Annotated in this window: 14 protein-coding genes; 6 read left to right on the plus strand and 8 right to left on the minus strand. The window is 42.9% G+C overall.

What is annotated here, in order from left to right; translation table 11 throughout:
• Nucleotides 1-69 precede the first annotated feature (69 nt).
• Nucleotides 70-1,389: an MFS transporter gene (locus FTV42_RS03050; protein ID WP_180037354.1), complete on the plus strand. Its 1,320-nt coding sequence runs from the start codon at nucleotides 70-72 to the stop codon at nucleotides 1,387-1,389.
• 3 nt (nucleotides 1,390-1,392) lie between these two features.
• On the plus strand, nucleotides 1,393-2,028 hold the full coding sequence (gene coq7 / locus FTV42_RS03055) for a 2-polyprenyl-3-methyl-6-methoxy-1,4-benzoquinone monooxygenase (RefSeq protein ID WP_004645382.1): 636 nt from the start codon (nucleotides 1,393-1,395) through the stop codon (nucleotides 2,026-2,028).
• A 146-nt stretch (nucleotides 2,029-2,174) separates the two neighbouring features.
• Here coq7 and FTV42_RS03060 read toward each other — a convergent pair whose 3' ends face one another.
• On the minus strand, nucleotides 2,175-2,876 hold the full coding sequence (locus tag FTV42_RS03060; protein ID WP_180037355.1) for a DUF1003 domain-containing protein: 702 nt from the start codon (nucleotides 2,874-2,876) through the stop codon (nucleotides 2,175-2,177).
• 282 nt (nucleotides 2,877-3,158) lie between these two features.
• On the opposite strand from FTV42_RS03060, the gene FTV42_RS03065 reads away from it, so the two are divergent.
• Nucleotides 3,159-3,860 (plus strand): VIT family protein, encoded by a 702-nt coding sequence (locus FTV42_RS03065; protein ID WP_180037356.1) that lies wholly within the window; start codon nucleotides 3,159-3,161, stop codon nucleotides 3,858-3,860.
• Nucleotides 3,861-4,452: 592 nt separating this feature from the next.
• Here the strand turns inward: FTV42_RS03065 and FTV42_RS03070 are convergent.
• The 4 genes from FTV42_RS03070 to FTV42_RS03085 form a co-directional block, all read right to left on the minus strand.
• Nucleotides 4,453-4,890, minus strand: coding sequence for a 2-amino-4-hydroxy-6-hydroxymethyldihydropteridine diphosphokinase (locus FTV42_RS03070; protein WP_180037357.1), 438 nt, complete (start codon nucleotides 4,888-4,890; stop codon nucleotides 4,453-4,455).
• Nucleotides 4,847-5,227, minus strand: a complete 381-nt coding sequence (gene folB, locus FTV42_RS03075) for a dihydroneopterin aldolase (RefSeq protein WP_180037358.1) — start codon at nucleotides 5,225-5,227, stop codon at nucleotides 4,847-4,849. Before folB ends, FTV42_RS03070 begins: the two co-directional genes overlap by 44 nt.
• A gap of 168 nt (nucleotides 5,228-5,395) precedes the next feature.
• Nucleotides 5,396-6,694: an AarF/ABC1/UbiB kinase family protein gene (locus FTV42_RS03080; protein ID WP_004278767.1), complete on the minus strand. Its 1,299-nt coding sequence runs from the start codon at nucleotides 6,692-6,694 to the stop codon at nucleotides 5,396-5,398.
• A gap of 58 nt (nucleotides 6,695-6,752) precedes the next feature.
• Nucleotides 6,753-7,523, minus strand: coding sequence for a HesA/MoeB/ThiF family protein (locus FTV42_RS03085; protein WP_180037488.1), 771 nt, complete (start codon nucleotides 7,521-7,523; stop codon nucleotides 6,753-6,755).
• Nucleotides 7,524-8,004: 481 nt separating this feature from the next.
• Between FTV42_RS03085 and FTV42_RS03090 the strand changes: the two genes are divergently transcribed.
• Nucleotides 8,005-8,532, plus strand: coding sequence for a pyridoxamine 5'-phosphate oxidase family protein (locus FTV42_RS03090; protein ID WP_180037359.1), 528 nt, complete (start codon nucleotides 8,005-8,007; stop codon nucleotides 8,530-8,532).
• A 426-nt stretch (nucleotides 8,533-8,958) separates the two neighbouring features.
• Here FTV42_RS03090 and FTV42_RS03095 read toward each other — a convergent pair whose 3' ends face one another.
• The 3 genes from FTV42_RS03095 to FTV42_RS03105 all read right to left on the minus strand — a co-directional run bounded on the left by FTV42_RS03095 (nucleotide 8,959) and on the right by FTV42_RS03105 (nucleotide 13,024).
• Entirely contained in the window at nucleotides 8,959-10,605 is a 1,647-nt protein-coding gene (locus FTV42_RS03095) for an AMP-binding protein (RefSeq protein ID WP_180037360.1), read from the minus strand.
• Between the two features lie 264 nt (nucleotides 10,606-10,869).
• Nucleotides 10,870-12,006, minus strand: coding sequence for an acyl-CoA dehydrogenase family protein (locus FTV42_RS03100; protein WP_180037361.1), 1,137 nt, complete (start codon nucleotides 12,004-12,006; stop codon nucleotides 10,870-10,872).
• A gap of 247 nt (nucleotides 12,007-12,253) precedes the next feature.
• Nucleotides 12,254-13,024: an SDR family NAD(P)-dependent oxidoreductase gene (locus FTV42_RS03105; RefSeq protein WP_005106626.1), complete on the minus strand. Its 771-nt coding sequence runs from the start codon at nucleotides 13,022-13,024 to the stop codon at nucleotides 12,254-12,256.
• A 138-nt stretch (nucleotides 13,025-13,162) separates the two neighbouring features.
• Here FTV42_RS03105 and FTV42_RS03110 point away from each other — a divergent pair, with 138 nt between their 5' ends.
• Entirely contained in the window at nucleotides 13,163-14,185 is a 1,023-nt protein-coding gene (locus FTV42_RS03110; RefSeq protein ID WP_180037490.1) for an AraC family transcriptional regulator, read from the plus strand.
• A gap of 228 nt (nucleotides 14,186-14,413) precedes the next feature.
• Entirely contained in the window at nucleotides 14,414-14,767 is a 354-nt protein-coding gene (locus tag FTV42_RS03115; protein WP_180037362.1) for a hypothetical protein, read from the plus strand.
• Nucleotides 14,768-14,931 lie beyond the last annotated feature (164 nt).

Here is a 14,931-nt window from a genome sequence, read left to right on the forward strand (position 1 = left end):
TACATGATTTTTCTCAATGTTTACGCATAACTGACATTTCTTAATAAAACTTAATGTAGCACGGCCTATATGAACAAAAATGAACATTTGTTAGCTTCTCAGCGCTTTTTACCGATGTTTCTGACGCAGTTTTTTGGTGCATTAAACGATAATGTATTTAAACAGGCGTTACTGCTGGTCATCACTTATGGCTGGATTCAACAGCAAGCGGCCAGCATCAGCACTTTAAATAATCTCGCGGCTTTACTGTTTATCTTGCCCTATTTTATTTTTTCAGCTACGGCCGGTCAGATTGCCGACAAATACGAACGTTCACAGCTGATTCGCTATCTCAAGCTTCTGGAAATTGCCATTATGTTGCTGGGAACTGTCGGTTTCCTGATTGGCAATTTATGGATTCTGTTATTTGCCCTGTTCCTCATGGGCACCCATTCCACTTTCTTTGGCCCGATCAAATATGCCATTTTACCTGAAGTCCTGAAACCGAATGAACTGATGTCCGGCAATGCCCTGTTTCAGTCCGGAACTTCTCTGGCAATCCTGTTCGGTATGATTCTGGGCGGTGCAGTCATTGCAGCTTCGGCCGGCAACCTGATCTGGATCAGTTTAACCGTCATCAGTATCGCCTTGATTGGTTATATATCCAGTCGCTATATCCTGAAACAAAGTATTCCCGCGCCTGAGCTGCAAGTTGACTGGAATTTTTTCCACACCAGCTTGCAGACCTTGAAATATGCCAAAAGCTTACCTCTGATTTTTACCATTTTACTGGGCAACTCATGGTACTGGTTTTATGGTGCCACCTATCTGACCCAAATTCCTCAGCTGACATTACAAAATCTGCATGCATCTGAAAATGTCGCCAGTCTGCTCTTAACCTTTTTTTCTGTCGGAATTGGTCTGGGTTCATACTTATGCCGTAAAATTGGTGGCAGCCAGGTCAATATCAAGATGGTGCCTTTTGGCGCGATCGGTCTGGTGATCTTTGCCCTGTATCTGGCCGCGAGTCTGGCCTTTGTTCCGGAGCGTACAGGTGCATTAATCGGCTTGGCAGATGTCTTTCAGCAAGGCTGGAGCTATTATCATGTGATGCTGGCCGTCACCTTGCTCGGAATAAGTGGTGGTTTTTATATTGTTCCGCTCTATGCCATGATGCAGGCGCATTCGCCTCGCTCACATCGTGCGCGGGTGGTTGCAGCAAATAACATTTTGAATGCCGTTTTCATGGTATCTTCTGCTATATTCTCGATTATTATTTTAAGTGTTTTAGAGCTTGATCTAAAAATACTTTTTTGTATTACCGCAGTATTGAGTGGCCTGTTTACCTTATGGCTGCTTTTCCGACTCAAACCCATGATCAAAACTGCGAAAGCACCCTTGGAGGATTAATTCATGCGTCAATATACAGGTGTCGATAAGCTGATTCATTCTTTTGATCAGGCATTACGCAGTCTCGTCCCGGGCACGACATCGGCACGACGTGAAAATCCAGCCCAACCGGTAGAAACACAATTAACGGTCAGTGATGCACGTCATGTAGCAGGTTTAATGCGGGTCAATCATAGTGGTGAGGTTTGCGCACAGGCACTGTACCATGGTCAGGCGATGACGGCTAAACTCCCGAATGTACGTCGTGAAATGGAACAGGCAGCGATTGAAGAACAGGATCATCTGGCCTGGTGTGAAGACCGCTTAAAAGAACTGGATAGCCATACCAGCCTACTCAATCCGGTCTGGTACGGTCTTTCCTTTGGTATGGGCGCGATTGCCGGAATCGCAGGTGACAAATACAGCTTGGGTTTTGTGGCTGAAACAGAACGTCAGGTCAGCATGCATTTACAGCATCATATTAGCCAGTTGCCACCGCAGGATGAACGTTCTCGTCGTATTCTAGAACAGATGAATGAAGATGAACTGCATCATCGGGATACAGCGTTAAATGCTGGCGGTGTAGATCTACCCGTTCCAGTTAAGATCGCCATGACAGGCATTTCCAAGTTGATGACCAAAACCAGTTATTTTATTTAAATAAGACGGTTTTAGTTTGAGCCCACTCATTTGTGGGCTTTTTAATATGGGTCAAATCTTGAGCGAGATAATAACAACTCAAGGCATATGGCGATCTTATTACTTATAAGCTCTATAAAATAATAGAGATTCCCCCACAGCATCCTTTAATCTTTTTTGCTCATTTCAGAAAGCAGGTCCAGCTGGATTTCCTGAATTTGCGCCAGCCGTTCCCATTGATGTAGCAGCAGATGATCTAATTTTTCATGCAAGTGTTGGATTTCCAGCTCGGCTTTTAAATTGATCTGATAATCATTTTGCGAACGTAAGCGGTCTTTTGCTTCCTGTCTGTTCTGGCTCATCATAATAATAGGTGCCTGAATCGCCGCAAGACAGGACAGGATTAAATTCAACAGAATAAAGGGATAAGGATCAGCAGGCTGGGTCACCATCACGACAGTATTCATCGTGATCCACAGCCCCAGAAAGATGGCAAAACAAATCAAAAAAGCCCAGCTGCCACCAAAAGTTGCAATTTTATCGGCGAGCCTTTCGCCAAAGGACCATTTTTGTTCTAAGGCCGTTTCCACATTTTTAGTGATCAGTTCATGCTGATGCATACTGTGAATCACTTCAAACTCAAGATCCGTCACTTCACCCTTTTCCGAACTCAATAATGAATGGACATACTGGATGCGATACCGGGTTAAGTCTGTCTGGCAAATATAATCTTGCGGTGTCCAGGCCGGAATATCCTTGGCAATTTCTTCGGTAATGACTTTTCGCACTGTTCCCATCGGTGTGAGATTTTTCAGAAGAAACTGCTTGCCGCATACCAGGCATTTATGACTTTCATGTTTTTCTTTCATGATGATTCTCTTTTTAAACAAGCGCGCTCAGCTCTCATTTTGTTCTATCTTTCTGATTTGCTTTGGTCATTTTTATCATCTGCCTATCCATTAGCGATCAAGTCCACCTGATCTTTTGAACCGGTGAATTTCACCTCGGTTTAATCTTGGGTGGATAAACTGTTTAGCCAGAGAGACGATGATCTACTCATTCAGGGTAATTTTCAGATCGGTTCAATCCTACTATCTATACGTGACTTAAATTTACTATAATCATGATGATAATAAAAAAGAGGCTTTATTGTGCGCCACTCATACCATCTTGAAAAACATTATATTGAACGTGCGGGTTGGCTTCGTGCAGCTGTACTGGGGGCAAATGACGGGATTATTTCGGTCACCAGTCTGGTGGTGGGTATTGCTGCCAGTGGTGCCTCTACCGAAATTTTATTGGTGACCTGTGTTGCCGGATTAATCTCTGGCGCCGCCTCGATGGCAGCCGGTGAATATATTTCGGTTAAATCCCAGCAGGACATTGAAACCAATGATTTACTGATGGAAGAACGTGAACTGCAACGCCATCCTACACATGAACTCAATGAGCTCAAGACGATTTATATACAGCGTGGTCTGGAACCAGCCTTGGCGCAACAGGTCGCGGAACAGCTAACTGAACATAATGCCCTGGATGCCCACGCCCGTGATGAAATTGGCATTTCAGCCCATACCTCGGCTCAGCCCTTTCTCGCGGCATTTTCTTCAGCGATGGCATTTACGGTAGGCTCATTATTTCCTTTAATTTCCATTATGATTTTACCGGAACAATACCTCGATAAAGGCGTCATGCTGATTGGTGTTTTAAGCTTGGGGATGATGGGTGCACTGGCTAGCTATGCGGGCGGTGTGAGTATCTGGCGAGGTGCGGTTCGGGTTATGCTCTGGGGAATTATCGCCATGTTATTTAGCGCCTGGATTGGCTCGTTATTTAATGTCTCAGTTGCCTAAATCGCTGTTCATGGTTCAGTGAAACTCAGAATATGATGGAGTGGCGATGAGTTTAATTAGTCTGAATACATTTTCAAAAAACTGGCTGCGCTAACAAAATTCGGGTTTATTTTGATCTACATTCAGTTTTAATTTAGATAGTTAAAGCTAAAAATATATGCCGGAGAGGTCCTGTTATGGAAACTGCAATTATTCTTGCCATCCTGGCAATCATCGCAGTATTGCTGATCATTTTTTATAACAAGAAAAAGTGATCACTAATGCTGGATTTTTATTATTTTGAGTTTTTTAGCAAACTTGAAACGAAATCTACAACACCCTGTACATCTAATTTTAATTCCCTGTCGGAAAGCCATGAAATCCCCATTGGATGAGATAAAGCATCACAAGGATTAAAATAACCGAAAACAGGATTTCTAATATTTTCATGATGCAATGATTCCTAAATTCAAGCTGATCTCGCTTAGCTGAATTTTTTCTTTTCATATAAAAACAAAAAACTGCATCATAAAAAAGCCTGATCGTGTTTGATCAGGCTGTTTAAACATTCGTATTACATAAATTACATCAGCAAAAAATTAGGTGATTGGGTTCAATTAAACTGTTCAACTGTGGGGAAGCGATGTGATCCGTGCTCGAACATTACATCCTTCCAGATATCAAACATCGGCACTTTCACATCCAAAGCCAAAGGCAATTTTTTTTCATTGAACTGCATATGTTGGAAATCTGATCCCCAGGCAATCAAATCCACATCTAAGCTAATCTGATGCGATGGGCGTACTCGGCCTGATGCCTGTTCCAGTTGTTTGAGCAACTCAATCAGTGCTTCACTAGACAGCGAACTTCGCAATAAACACGCTGCATTCCAGTAATCCGCACCGATGCCATCGCGGCAAGGAATCCTATAAACGGGAGAAAACTGTACTTCTCCCCATTCGGAAATACGTTGCTGTGCAGCTTGAAAATGTTGCTGAGGATGACAATTACTCGCTAATGCTAGAGCGAAAATCGTTTCGGTGGCGTTCAAGACGTATCCCTACAGAATTAGCTTGCGCGATAATGGCAGGCTTACGGATCGTAATATTAATCGATTCAATTGCTGTAAAGGTAGTAAAAAGTGCATTCAGCACCAACTTTGCTGCATGTTCAATCAATTCTGGCTTCGCTTCCTGAATGACTTTGCTGGAAATCTCACAAATTTCCGCATAATTCAGCGTATCTACCAGTGCATCTGAATTTGATGCCTGTTCCAAATCGGTTTGAATGGTCAAATCCAGCATTAAAGGCTGAATAATTTGACGTTCCCAGTTAAAGCAGCCCACGACTGTCTCAACCTTTAAACCTTCAATAATAATGGCGTCCATTGAATTGCTCGAGAATATGATATGTACATCTAATCTCCCTAAATCCCTCTCTTATAAAGAGGGACTTTGATTGCCTATACTTTATCAAGCAATGAGACACTCCTCCCTGAGCAATTTTAAAGTGCTGCTTTAAAATTTGCGCAAGAAAGATTGTCGGGAGGGATTCAATTAATGCTTTAACAGCAGATTCGGATCCATGCTTTGCACCATCTGCAAACGCTGATCGGCATAGATATCGGTATATGGCGCAAGAATTCGCATGAAACGGTCAAAATACAGCATTTGCTTGAACAGTAAGGCAAAGTCACGCGGGAAGCGGATGCCGTGACGTTCACCCACAGCCACCATATCCATCATGATATCGTTCAGGTCGGCAGGATTAGACGTTAACAATTCCTGTGGATCTGCCATCAATACGCCACTAAATAGACGCTCCAGATCTGCCGCTAGGACTTTGGTATCAATCTGCACAGCAGTCATGCCCATTTTCAGCATGTTTTGCGCCATCAGCTCATAATTAGTATGTTGCAGTGAATCCATGAATGCCATACATGCAGTCCAGACCTCAGGCTTGAGCTGACCGACAATGCCGAAATCAATAAAACCAACACGGCCATCTTCAAGTAGCATCAGGTTGCCGGCATGCAGATCGGCATGGAAGCTGTTACACATCATCAAGCTGCCAAACCAGGTATTCATCGCCGTAATCAGTACTTGAGATGGATCTTTGGATACTTTTTTGACGACTTCAAAATCTGTCAAAGGCACACCGTATAAACGCTGCATGGTCAGCACACGACGGGTCGAATATTGATGATAAACCTTCGGTGCAGTGGCTGCCTGATTGTTGGTAATATTCAGGTAATTGACGAAATCATCCAGATTCTGTGCTTCTTCGATAAAATCGACTTCACGTACCATACGGGTTTTGATTTCTTCGACAATATCGGCTAGTGACGCGAATTTGACTTTCGGTACTGCTTTTTCCAGCAACTTGGTTGCCCAATGCAGCACATTCAAGTCAGTGTACAAAATGGTTTCTACACCCGGTTTTTGTACTTTAATCACCACATCTTCGCCAGACACCAGTTTGGCTGCATGTACCTGGGCAATGGACGCAGAGGCCAATGGCGTTTCATCAATCGAGGCAAAGATTTCGTCCAGATTACGACCTGCAAATTCAGAAGCCAGCACTTGCTGGATATAGCTGAATGGCAAGCGTGGAGTCTGATCTAGACAACCCTGAAACTCTTCAACGTATTCACGTGGAAATAGTGACGGCGTGCTGGCAATAAACTGACCCAGCTTGATATAAGTCGAACCTAAGGATTCAAAAGTTTCACGCATCAGTTTGGCATTGCTCGGCTTTTCAGTAGCATATTTAAAGCCCGCCTTTGCCGCAACGACTGCTGTTTCTCCCATACGGGCAACTGAACGTATTCCATCTAACCAGATATTGTTTTTCATAATGTCTTAGGAAAAATTAATTAAACGCAGTGTAGCAAAAAAATTTCACTTTGCAGGCTTATCTTGCCTGACAGATTGGGCAATCTGTATCTTTTTCGAAAGCCAGAATCCGTTGCTTAAAACTCATGCCATCCCACAGCAGCAGTTTTTGTCTGAGGGGCATCTGCCCCAAACCCAGATATAACAACGCATGATGTGCCTGCAAACTGGCCATCACATTGGGCGTCGTTGCCAGTACACCAGAATCTGCACAGCGCAGATTTTCATCCGCCTGATGTTCAGGTGGGAACAGACAGGCATAACAGGCTGAATCCCCTTCGACCATAAACAGCTGACCTTGCAAGCCAATTGCAGAAGCACTCAACAATGGCACATTCAGTGCTACACAAGTCTGATTGACCAGATAACGTGTGGCAAACTGGTCACAACCATCCAGTACTAGATCCTGATGTTCGATTAGATGTTCTGCATTTTCTGCGGTTAAGGCCTGGTTCACATAGTCAACTTGGACATTCGGATTGATCTGCTGCAATCTTTTGGCGAGCGTTTCTGCCTTATAGAATCCAATATCCTGCGGCGTAAATGCCAGTTGCCGCTGTAAATTACTCATCTCGATCGTATCCGGATCGATCAGGGTAATTTTCCCCACGCCTGCACGCGCCAGAAGTTCTGCCAGTGCACAGCCAATCCCACCACAACCAATAATACAAACATTAGAAAACTTTAACCGTTCCTGCGCATCAATATCCCAGCCATCCAGAAGAATCTGACGGCTATACAAATGTAATTCAGCATCGGTGAGTTCAAATTCTGCGGATATGGCATCCATGGTGAATGTAGACAACGTTTTTCCTTGTTTCGAAAATTTTTAAAAGCAGTCGCAAAAATTAGCATTACTGAAAATTCAACAGACGGATGAATCTATGCAAGATGAATTTCATCGCCAATCAACAGCAAATCAATAAAGCACTCGGCAATTATTCCGGCAACTAGCATAACAGCTAAATGCTTACTATCAAGCCATAGCCACGGGCATCACAGGATTTTTTATATCACTTCAATTAAACGGTTTCGGCAAACAGCTCTTTCTAATTTATAAAAGGTGTCAGACCTGAAGTTTTTAAAATCTTTGCTATTGAATTCCCCTGTAAATCGAGCGGTCTTGTTTAGCGATTCTGTAGTCTCTGCCTATGTTTGAGTATGAAAATGTATGAGTTCAGTGAGACCTCAGGCATCTGTCCCTGAATATGATTAATCTGAAAATACCAAGCAAGCTTTTCAGCTTTCATAAAATCGTAGGGAGAACATACATGAACGAGCAATACCATACTCAACATGATCGTGAAAAATTATGGGAATTGATCAAGGATGTGCGTTATACCATGATCAGCCATTTAACCGATACACATGAAATACACTCCCAGCCCATGACGATGCTGAACTCCGAGCAGATGAATGAACGTCAAAATTTATATTTCATCCTGCGTGATACTAATGACCTGGTTAAAGCAGCCGAAACCGGCCGTGGTCAGATTGGCCTGTCTTTTGCCAAACCCTCAGATGGTATTTATGTGTCGATCAGCGCACATGCCGAGATTAGTACTGACCGCATTCTGATTGAAAAGTTGTGGAATCCATGGGCAGAAAACTGGTTTAAAGGTAAGGATGATCCGACTGTGCGGGTATTGATTGCTGAAGCGGTCAGCGCAGAATATTGGAATGTGACAGACAATAAAGTCATCCAGCTTTTTAAAGCCTTGAAAGGCGGTATTACGGGTGAAGCTGGTGAACCGCATGCAGAACATCAGAAAGTAAATTTACAAGGCACTATCTGGTAAATAGCGAAATTTAGCCTCTTGAAATCAAGAGGCTAAATTTTTGATATATTTAAATTAAAATACTGATGTCATTTTAATGTAATGACAGTAATTAATAAGGTTATTTCATAAATCATTTTTTAATTACTAGAGAAATTACCTCTCCTTGTAGGAGATGAGTAGCAATGCTGCGCAAGGAAAAGGTACTTTCTAATAAATACCCTCATCCTAACCTTCTCCCAGAGGGAGAAGAAACTTTCAATATCTATTTAAATATAAATGGTCATATTTTGATTTATGAAAGAGATCTAATCTTTTTCAAAATATAATCTTGGGAAAATCAACTCAACCTCCAGCTCAAATTGAACCAGAAGAAGCAATCTTCTCAAAAAATCAAAGGCTGCATTTGCAGCCTTTGATATTCAATTTAAAGATTTATTTTAAAAATTAACTGACTCGCTTCATCTCCTGAAGTTTGGCAACTTCCTGCTGCTTAAGTAAATTACGCTGAATCTTGCCACTGGATGTTTTAGGCAAAGATGATACAAACTCAATCTCTTTTGGATAGGCATGTTTGGATAAACGGGAACGTACATAGCTTTGCAGCTTTAACATCAAATCGTTCGTCGCAGGATAAGCCGCTTTAAGTACCACAAAGGCTTTCACAATTTCTGTTCGTTCCGGGTCTGGTTTACCGACTACCGCAGATTCAAGCACTTCTTCACATTCTAATAAAGTGCTTTCTACATCGAATGGCCCGACACGATAGCCCGAAGTTGTAATGACATCGTCCGCACGTCCAATAAAATCAATACCGCCATATTCATTCAGTTTCACGGTATCACCCGTGAGATAATACTGTCCAACAAATGACTTGCGATTATGCCCTGCATAGCCTTCAAACCACATCAAAGGTGAAGCTGAACAGTCGATTGCCAGGGTTCCTATCCCGCCTTTTTCGACTTCTTGATGCTCTTTATTCAATACTGCAAAGCAATGTCCAGGAATGGCAAAACCTGCCGAACCGACTTTTTTATGATGCTCCAGGCCATGATGATTGGCGATCACCATCCCGAGTTCAGTCTGTCCATATTGATCATAAATATTCACATTTAAATCATGATTGAACCACTGAATCACTTCAGGCGTGAGCGGTTCACCTGCACTGCTGACTACACGTAAATGCGCACTGATTCCTGCAGCAAATTTTTCTTTAAAGCCAAAGAACATGCGAAATGCGGTTGGCGATCCCGTCAAATTACTGACCTGATATTTTTGAATGATGTGTACTGCGTTATCGACACTAAAGCCGCGTTCATCCATGATGATGCTGTGCCCTAAACTGAGCGGCCCGGCAATGCCATAATACAATCCATAAGCCCAGCCCGGGTCTGCCAGATTCCAGAAAGAATCCTCATCTCGCAGATCTACGGCGTGCAGCATATACCCCTTAAAGGCCAACAATGCTTTTAAAGGTACAGGAACTGATTTTGCCAGGCCTGTCGTGCCTGAAGTAAACATCATCAGGAAAATCTCATTAAACTTACAGCTTACCGGTTCAAACTCTTCCGCTTGTTGCTGTAAGACTGTCCAGAAATCGGCATCTGAATAGTGATCTGCCGCTGCCTGATGCACCGTCAGAATATGAGGAACATTCAGATCATGAAGTTTAAGTCCTTGCTCTTCATCGGTGACAATCAATTGGGTATTGGCTGTACTCACACGATGTTCAATGGCTTTACTTTCAAAGGCGGTAAATAAAGGTTGATAAATGGCACCGATGCGCCAGGTTGCCAATATGGTAATTAAGAGCGCTGGCGTTCTTGGCAGCAATCCGGCAATACAGTCACCGGCCTTTAATCCCAGAGAATGCATATAATTGGCCAGCTGTCCTGAGGCGGCTGCCAGTTGCTCAAAAGTCCACTGCTCTGTTTCACCGTTTTTACCTTCCCAGATCAGTGCAGTGCGGTTTTGGCCCAGATAGCGTCCACAGCATTCGGTATACGCATTGATGTTATTTACATTTCCAACCAGATGTTCCTGAACCATCTTTTCAAAATTAAAATCGGCATACGCCTGTTCTAGTGTCTTCATCACGACAACCTCTATCCTGTTATATTTTTTCAGGCCAACCTGCCTGAATGTCCATATGTATTTGTTGTTTCTGCTGATTCCATCAGCATCATTTCTTCACATCTTTATTCATGCCCTATGGCTAGAACATGAATATGGTTTATTGTTTCGATGATTCATCCTGTATGTGGATCATCATTTATGAGTTAAACCCGCTAATTTCCGTATCCATCAAGGTAAATTCAGGGTTTAAAATCTGGCAACGCGTTATTTAAATCCAAAAAATCAGCGTTGACACACTTCACGTGCAATCACCAGTCGTTGAATATCTGATGCACCTTCATAAATCTGGCTCACTCGCACATCACGATAGATACGCTCAACCGGAAAATCAGAGACATAACCGTAGCCACCATGAATCTGGATCGCATCTGAACAGACTCGCTCTGCAATGGTCGATGCAAACAGCTTTGCCATCGATGCTTCTTTTAAACACGCCAAGCCTGCATCTTTTAACGTTGCAGCATGCAAGACAAGCTGACGTGCGGCTTCAATTTGGGTCGCCATATCTGCAAGCCTGAACGCCACAGCCTGATGCTGCACAATTTCCACACCAAAGGCTTTGCGTTCATTGGCATATTCCACTGCAGCATCTAGTGCAGCCCGCGCCATACCGACTGATTGTGCTGCAATCCCGATGCGACCCGATTCAAGATTCGACAAGGCAATTTTATAGCCTTCACCTTCCTGGCCCAGCAGGTTGGCAGCCGGAATCCGGCAGTTATCCAGAACGATGGTCGCGGTATCCGAACAATGCTGACCCATTTTCTCTTCTAGGCGTGACACGATATAACCCGGTGCATCGGTCGGCACCAGAAAGCATGAAATACCCTTTTTCCCTGCAGATTTATCAGTCACAGCAAAGACTAATGCAATCTGTGCGTGTTTACCTGTCGTGATAAACTGCTTGGTGCCATTTAGCACCCATTCATCACCATCACGTTCGGCTTTACACTCCAGCGAACTGGCATCCGAACCGGCCTGAGGTTCTGTCAAACAGAAACAGCCAAGCCATTCACCTGTCGCCAGCTTAGTTAAATACTGCTGTTTTTGTGCTTCAGTGCCATAACGCTGGGTAATGCCGCAAGGCAAAGAATTCTGCACACTGATAATCGTCGAGATTGCACCATCTCCTGCGGCAATTTCCTCTAGCGCCAAAACCAATGATACATAATCCAGACCTGCACCACCCCATTCTTCAGCCACTGTCATACCCAATGCACCAAGCTCACCAAGCTCTTTAAGTTCTTGTGCTGGGAATTGTGCAGTTTTGTCGCGTAGGGCCGCTGTCGGTTTCAGTTTCTGCTGCGAATAATTGCGCATCATGTCCTGAATCATTTTTTGTTCGTCATTTAAAATCATTGAACTTCCCTTTCTATATCTATTTTATTTACTTCAAGCTTTTTACTATTGAGATCGTTGGCACGTCGGATAAGGCGGCATGGATGTCGCCTGCGAAACTGAGATACAGGGATGTATCTTCATTTTCGCAAAGGATTTTTGTTTCTTTTGATCCTTCAAAAGAAAATGCATGCTTAAGCAAATTCATTTAAATTCAATGAAAAATTGGTAGCTGTGCAAATCATCATGTCCTATATAAATCGAAAACTTATTTAGGCTGCATACGGATTGCGCCATCCAAACGAATGACCTCACCATTCAAATAACTATTTTCAAAAATATGTCCCACCAGATGGGCAAATTCCTGTGGTTTTGCCAGACGTGGTGGAAACGGCACCATTTGTCCTAAAGCATCCTGGACATTTTGTGGCATGCCTTTTAGCATCGGAGTTTCCATAATGCCCGGCGCGATGGTCATGACACGGATCGCTTCACGGGCCAGTTCACGTGCCAGAGGTAAAGTCATTGCGACTACTGCACCTTTAGAAGCCGCATAGGCAGTCTGACCAATTTGGCCGTCATAAGCGGCAACCGAAGCGGTGTTCACAATCACGCCACGTTCTTCTTCACCAGCTTGCAGCTCATATTTTGCAATTAAAGCCGCCGCATGACGCAACATATTAAAAGTACCGTTTACATTAATATTGAGCACTTTTTGAAACATCGCCAATTCATGGATGCCGTTACGCCCCAATACTTTGGCAGACGGTGCAATCCCGGCACAGTTGATCAAACCATTTAGTTGACCATAAGTCTTTTCAACATGAGCAAAGAAAGCTTCAACTGTCTGTTCATCGGTCACATCGAGCTGTACAAACTCAGACTGTGCACCCAGTTGCTGCTGTAATGCCTGACCCTGCTCCTGATTCATATCGACCAGAATCACTTTAGCACCGTGTTCAACCAAATGAGTCGCTGTAGCTGCACCCAAACCCGAGGCACCACCGGTGATCACAATAACTTTTCCCTGAATGTTCATGTTTATTTCCTAGCGATTTTTCTATTTCAGATACGACTTAATATGCAGAGTAAACAGAGTTTTTATTCTGTACAATTTCCAAATATTGCATCTTGTATGATGTATTTGGACAATGAAAACAAGGATGTCAAACTGAATATGCATAAGCCTGCACTGGAATATAGCAAAGGCACCATCTCGATTGACCTGGTGAACGAAGCATTGCTGGATGCCAAACGGCTGCAATTTGATATCCCTGCCATTCTGAAAAAAGCCAATATTCCAGCAGAAGTCCTGAATGCTCCCAAGGCACGCGTATCTGTTAGCCAATTTGCCCAATTATGGACTGTACTTGCAGACAGCATGAATGATGAATTTTTTGGTATGGACAGCCATGCCATGCGTCGTGGCAGTTTTAAATTACTCTCAAAAATGGTCATGCAGGCAGATACACTGGAAAAAGCCCTGCAACATATTTTGCAATTCCTCAACCTGGTTTTGGACGACCTGCAAAGCACGCTCATGGTTGAAGAACACTATGCCTATATCGTGATTTATGATTTAAAAGCAACCAAACGCATGTTTAGTTACGCGACTTATCTGATGCTGATTCATACCCTGATCTGCTGGTTAAGTGGACAACGGATTTTGCTTAATCAGATTCAATTGAAATGCGCAGCACCACTAGATGATTTTGATTATAAAGTTCGGTTCTGTGAACAGATTGAATATCAGGCCAGCGAAAACTATGTGCAATTTGATGCCAGCTATCTGCAACTGCCGATTAAACAGGATACTCAGTCCTGGTATCAGTTTATTCAGCAAACCCCACAAAATTTATTGGTGCGTTTTAAAAACCCCTATGCCTTGAGCACCCAGATTCGCCGACAATTGCTACAGGTTTCACCGGCAGAATGGCTGGAACTGAATGAACTGGCCTTAAAAATGAATATGTCTGAAGCTACCATGCAACGGCGTTTAAAAAGTGAAGGTGTCAGCTATCAGCAGTTAAAAAATGAGATACGCCGGGATACCGCCATTGAATTACTGACCCGTACTGAACAAAGTTTACAAGAGATTAGCGATCAGCTTAACTTTCAGGAATCTAGTGCATTTCATCGTGCATTCAAAAAGTGGACTGGCGTCAGTCCAGGCGCGTATCGGCAAAATAATATTAGATAATTTATATAAACTTAGACTTTAAAGATATTACCGAAAAATACTTGGATTCTAAGCATTTATTTTTATTATGATTATATATTTCAAGCCCTAAAACATATATTAGCAGGACTATACAGTCACCCAGAAAGCTTTGCAATTTACCCGAGAATAGATTATTTTTCACTCAATTTATAGCACTTTTGCTATTGGCTGTACTCTCCATTTTCCTTTCTAGTTGAAGGTATCTCCATGTTAAAGATGACTGATGTGCTTGGGCAAAATCTTGTCCAAAACTTCTCTAAAGCTTTATTTTCTTCGACTGATCTGATCACAGAACAGTTGAATCAAGGGATTTTAAATGCATCGGATGCAGAACTGAAAGATGCAATTCTGCACTTCTTTAATCAGGTAGATGCTGTGGAAGCGGCTCAGGCCCTTGAAATTCCGGCAGAACGTATCAATGAATTACAACAAGGTATTGCCTTGAAAGATGAAAGATCTCTGGCAGACACTTTGAAAGTTGTGGCACTTTGTCTGGCAATGGAAACTGGTAGTCTGGATCATGTAGAAGTCTATGACTGTCTACAAGACTATCCAATGTAATTATTTTTAAAAATTCCTCGAAAGCGGTGCTCTGGCATCGCTTTTTTGTTTTTAGTTATACTGCGTTGGCGTCATGTCATTCAAAATACTTAAGGTTTCAGATGCAGTCAGGAATTTATAAAGAAAAAATCCAATAAAAAAGCGACCACATCGGTCGCTTTTTT

Origin of the sequence: Acinetobacter sp. YH16052 (assembly GCF_013417155.1) — a bacterium.
In the GTDB taxonomy this organism is placed as follows: Bacteria; Pseudomonadota; Gammaproteobacteria; order Pseudomonadales; family Moraxellaceae; genus Acinetobacter.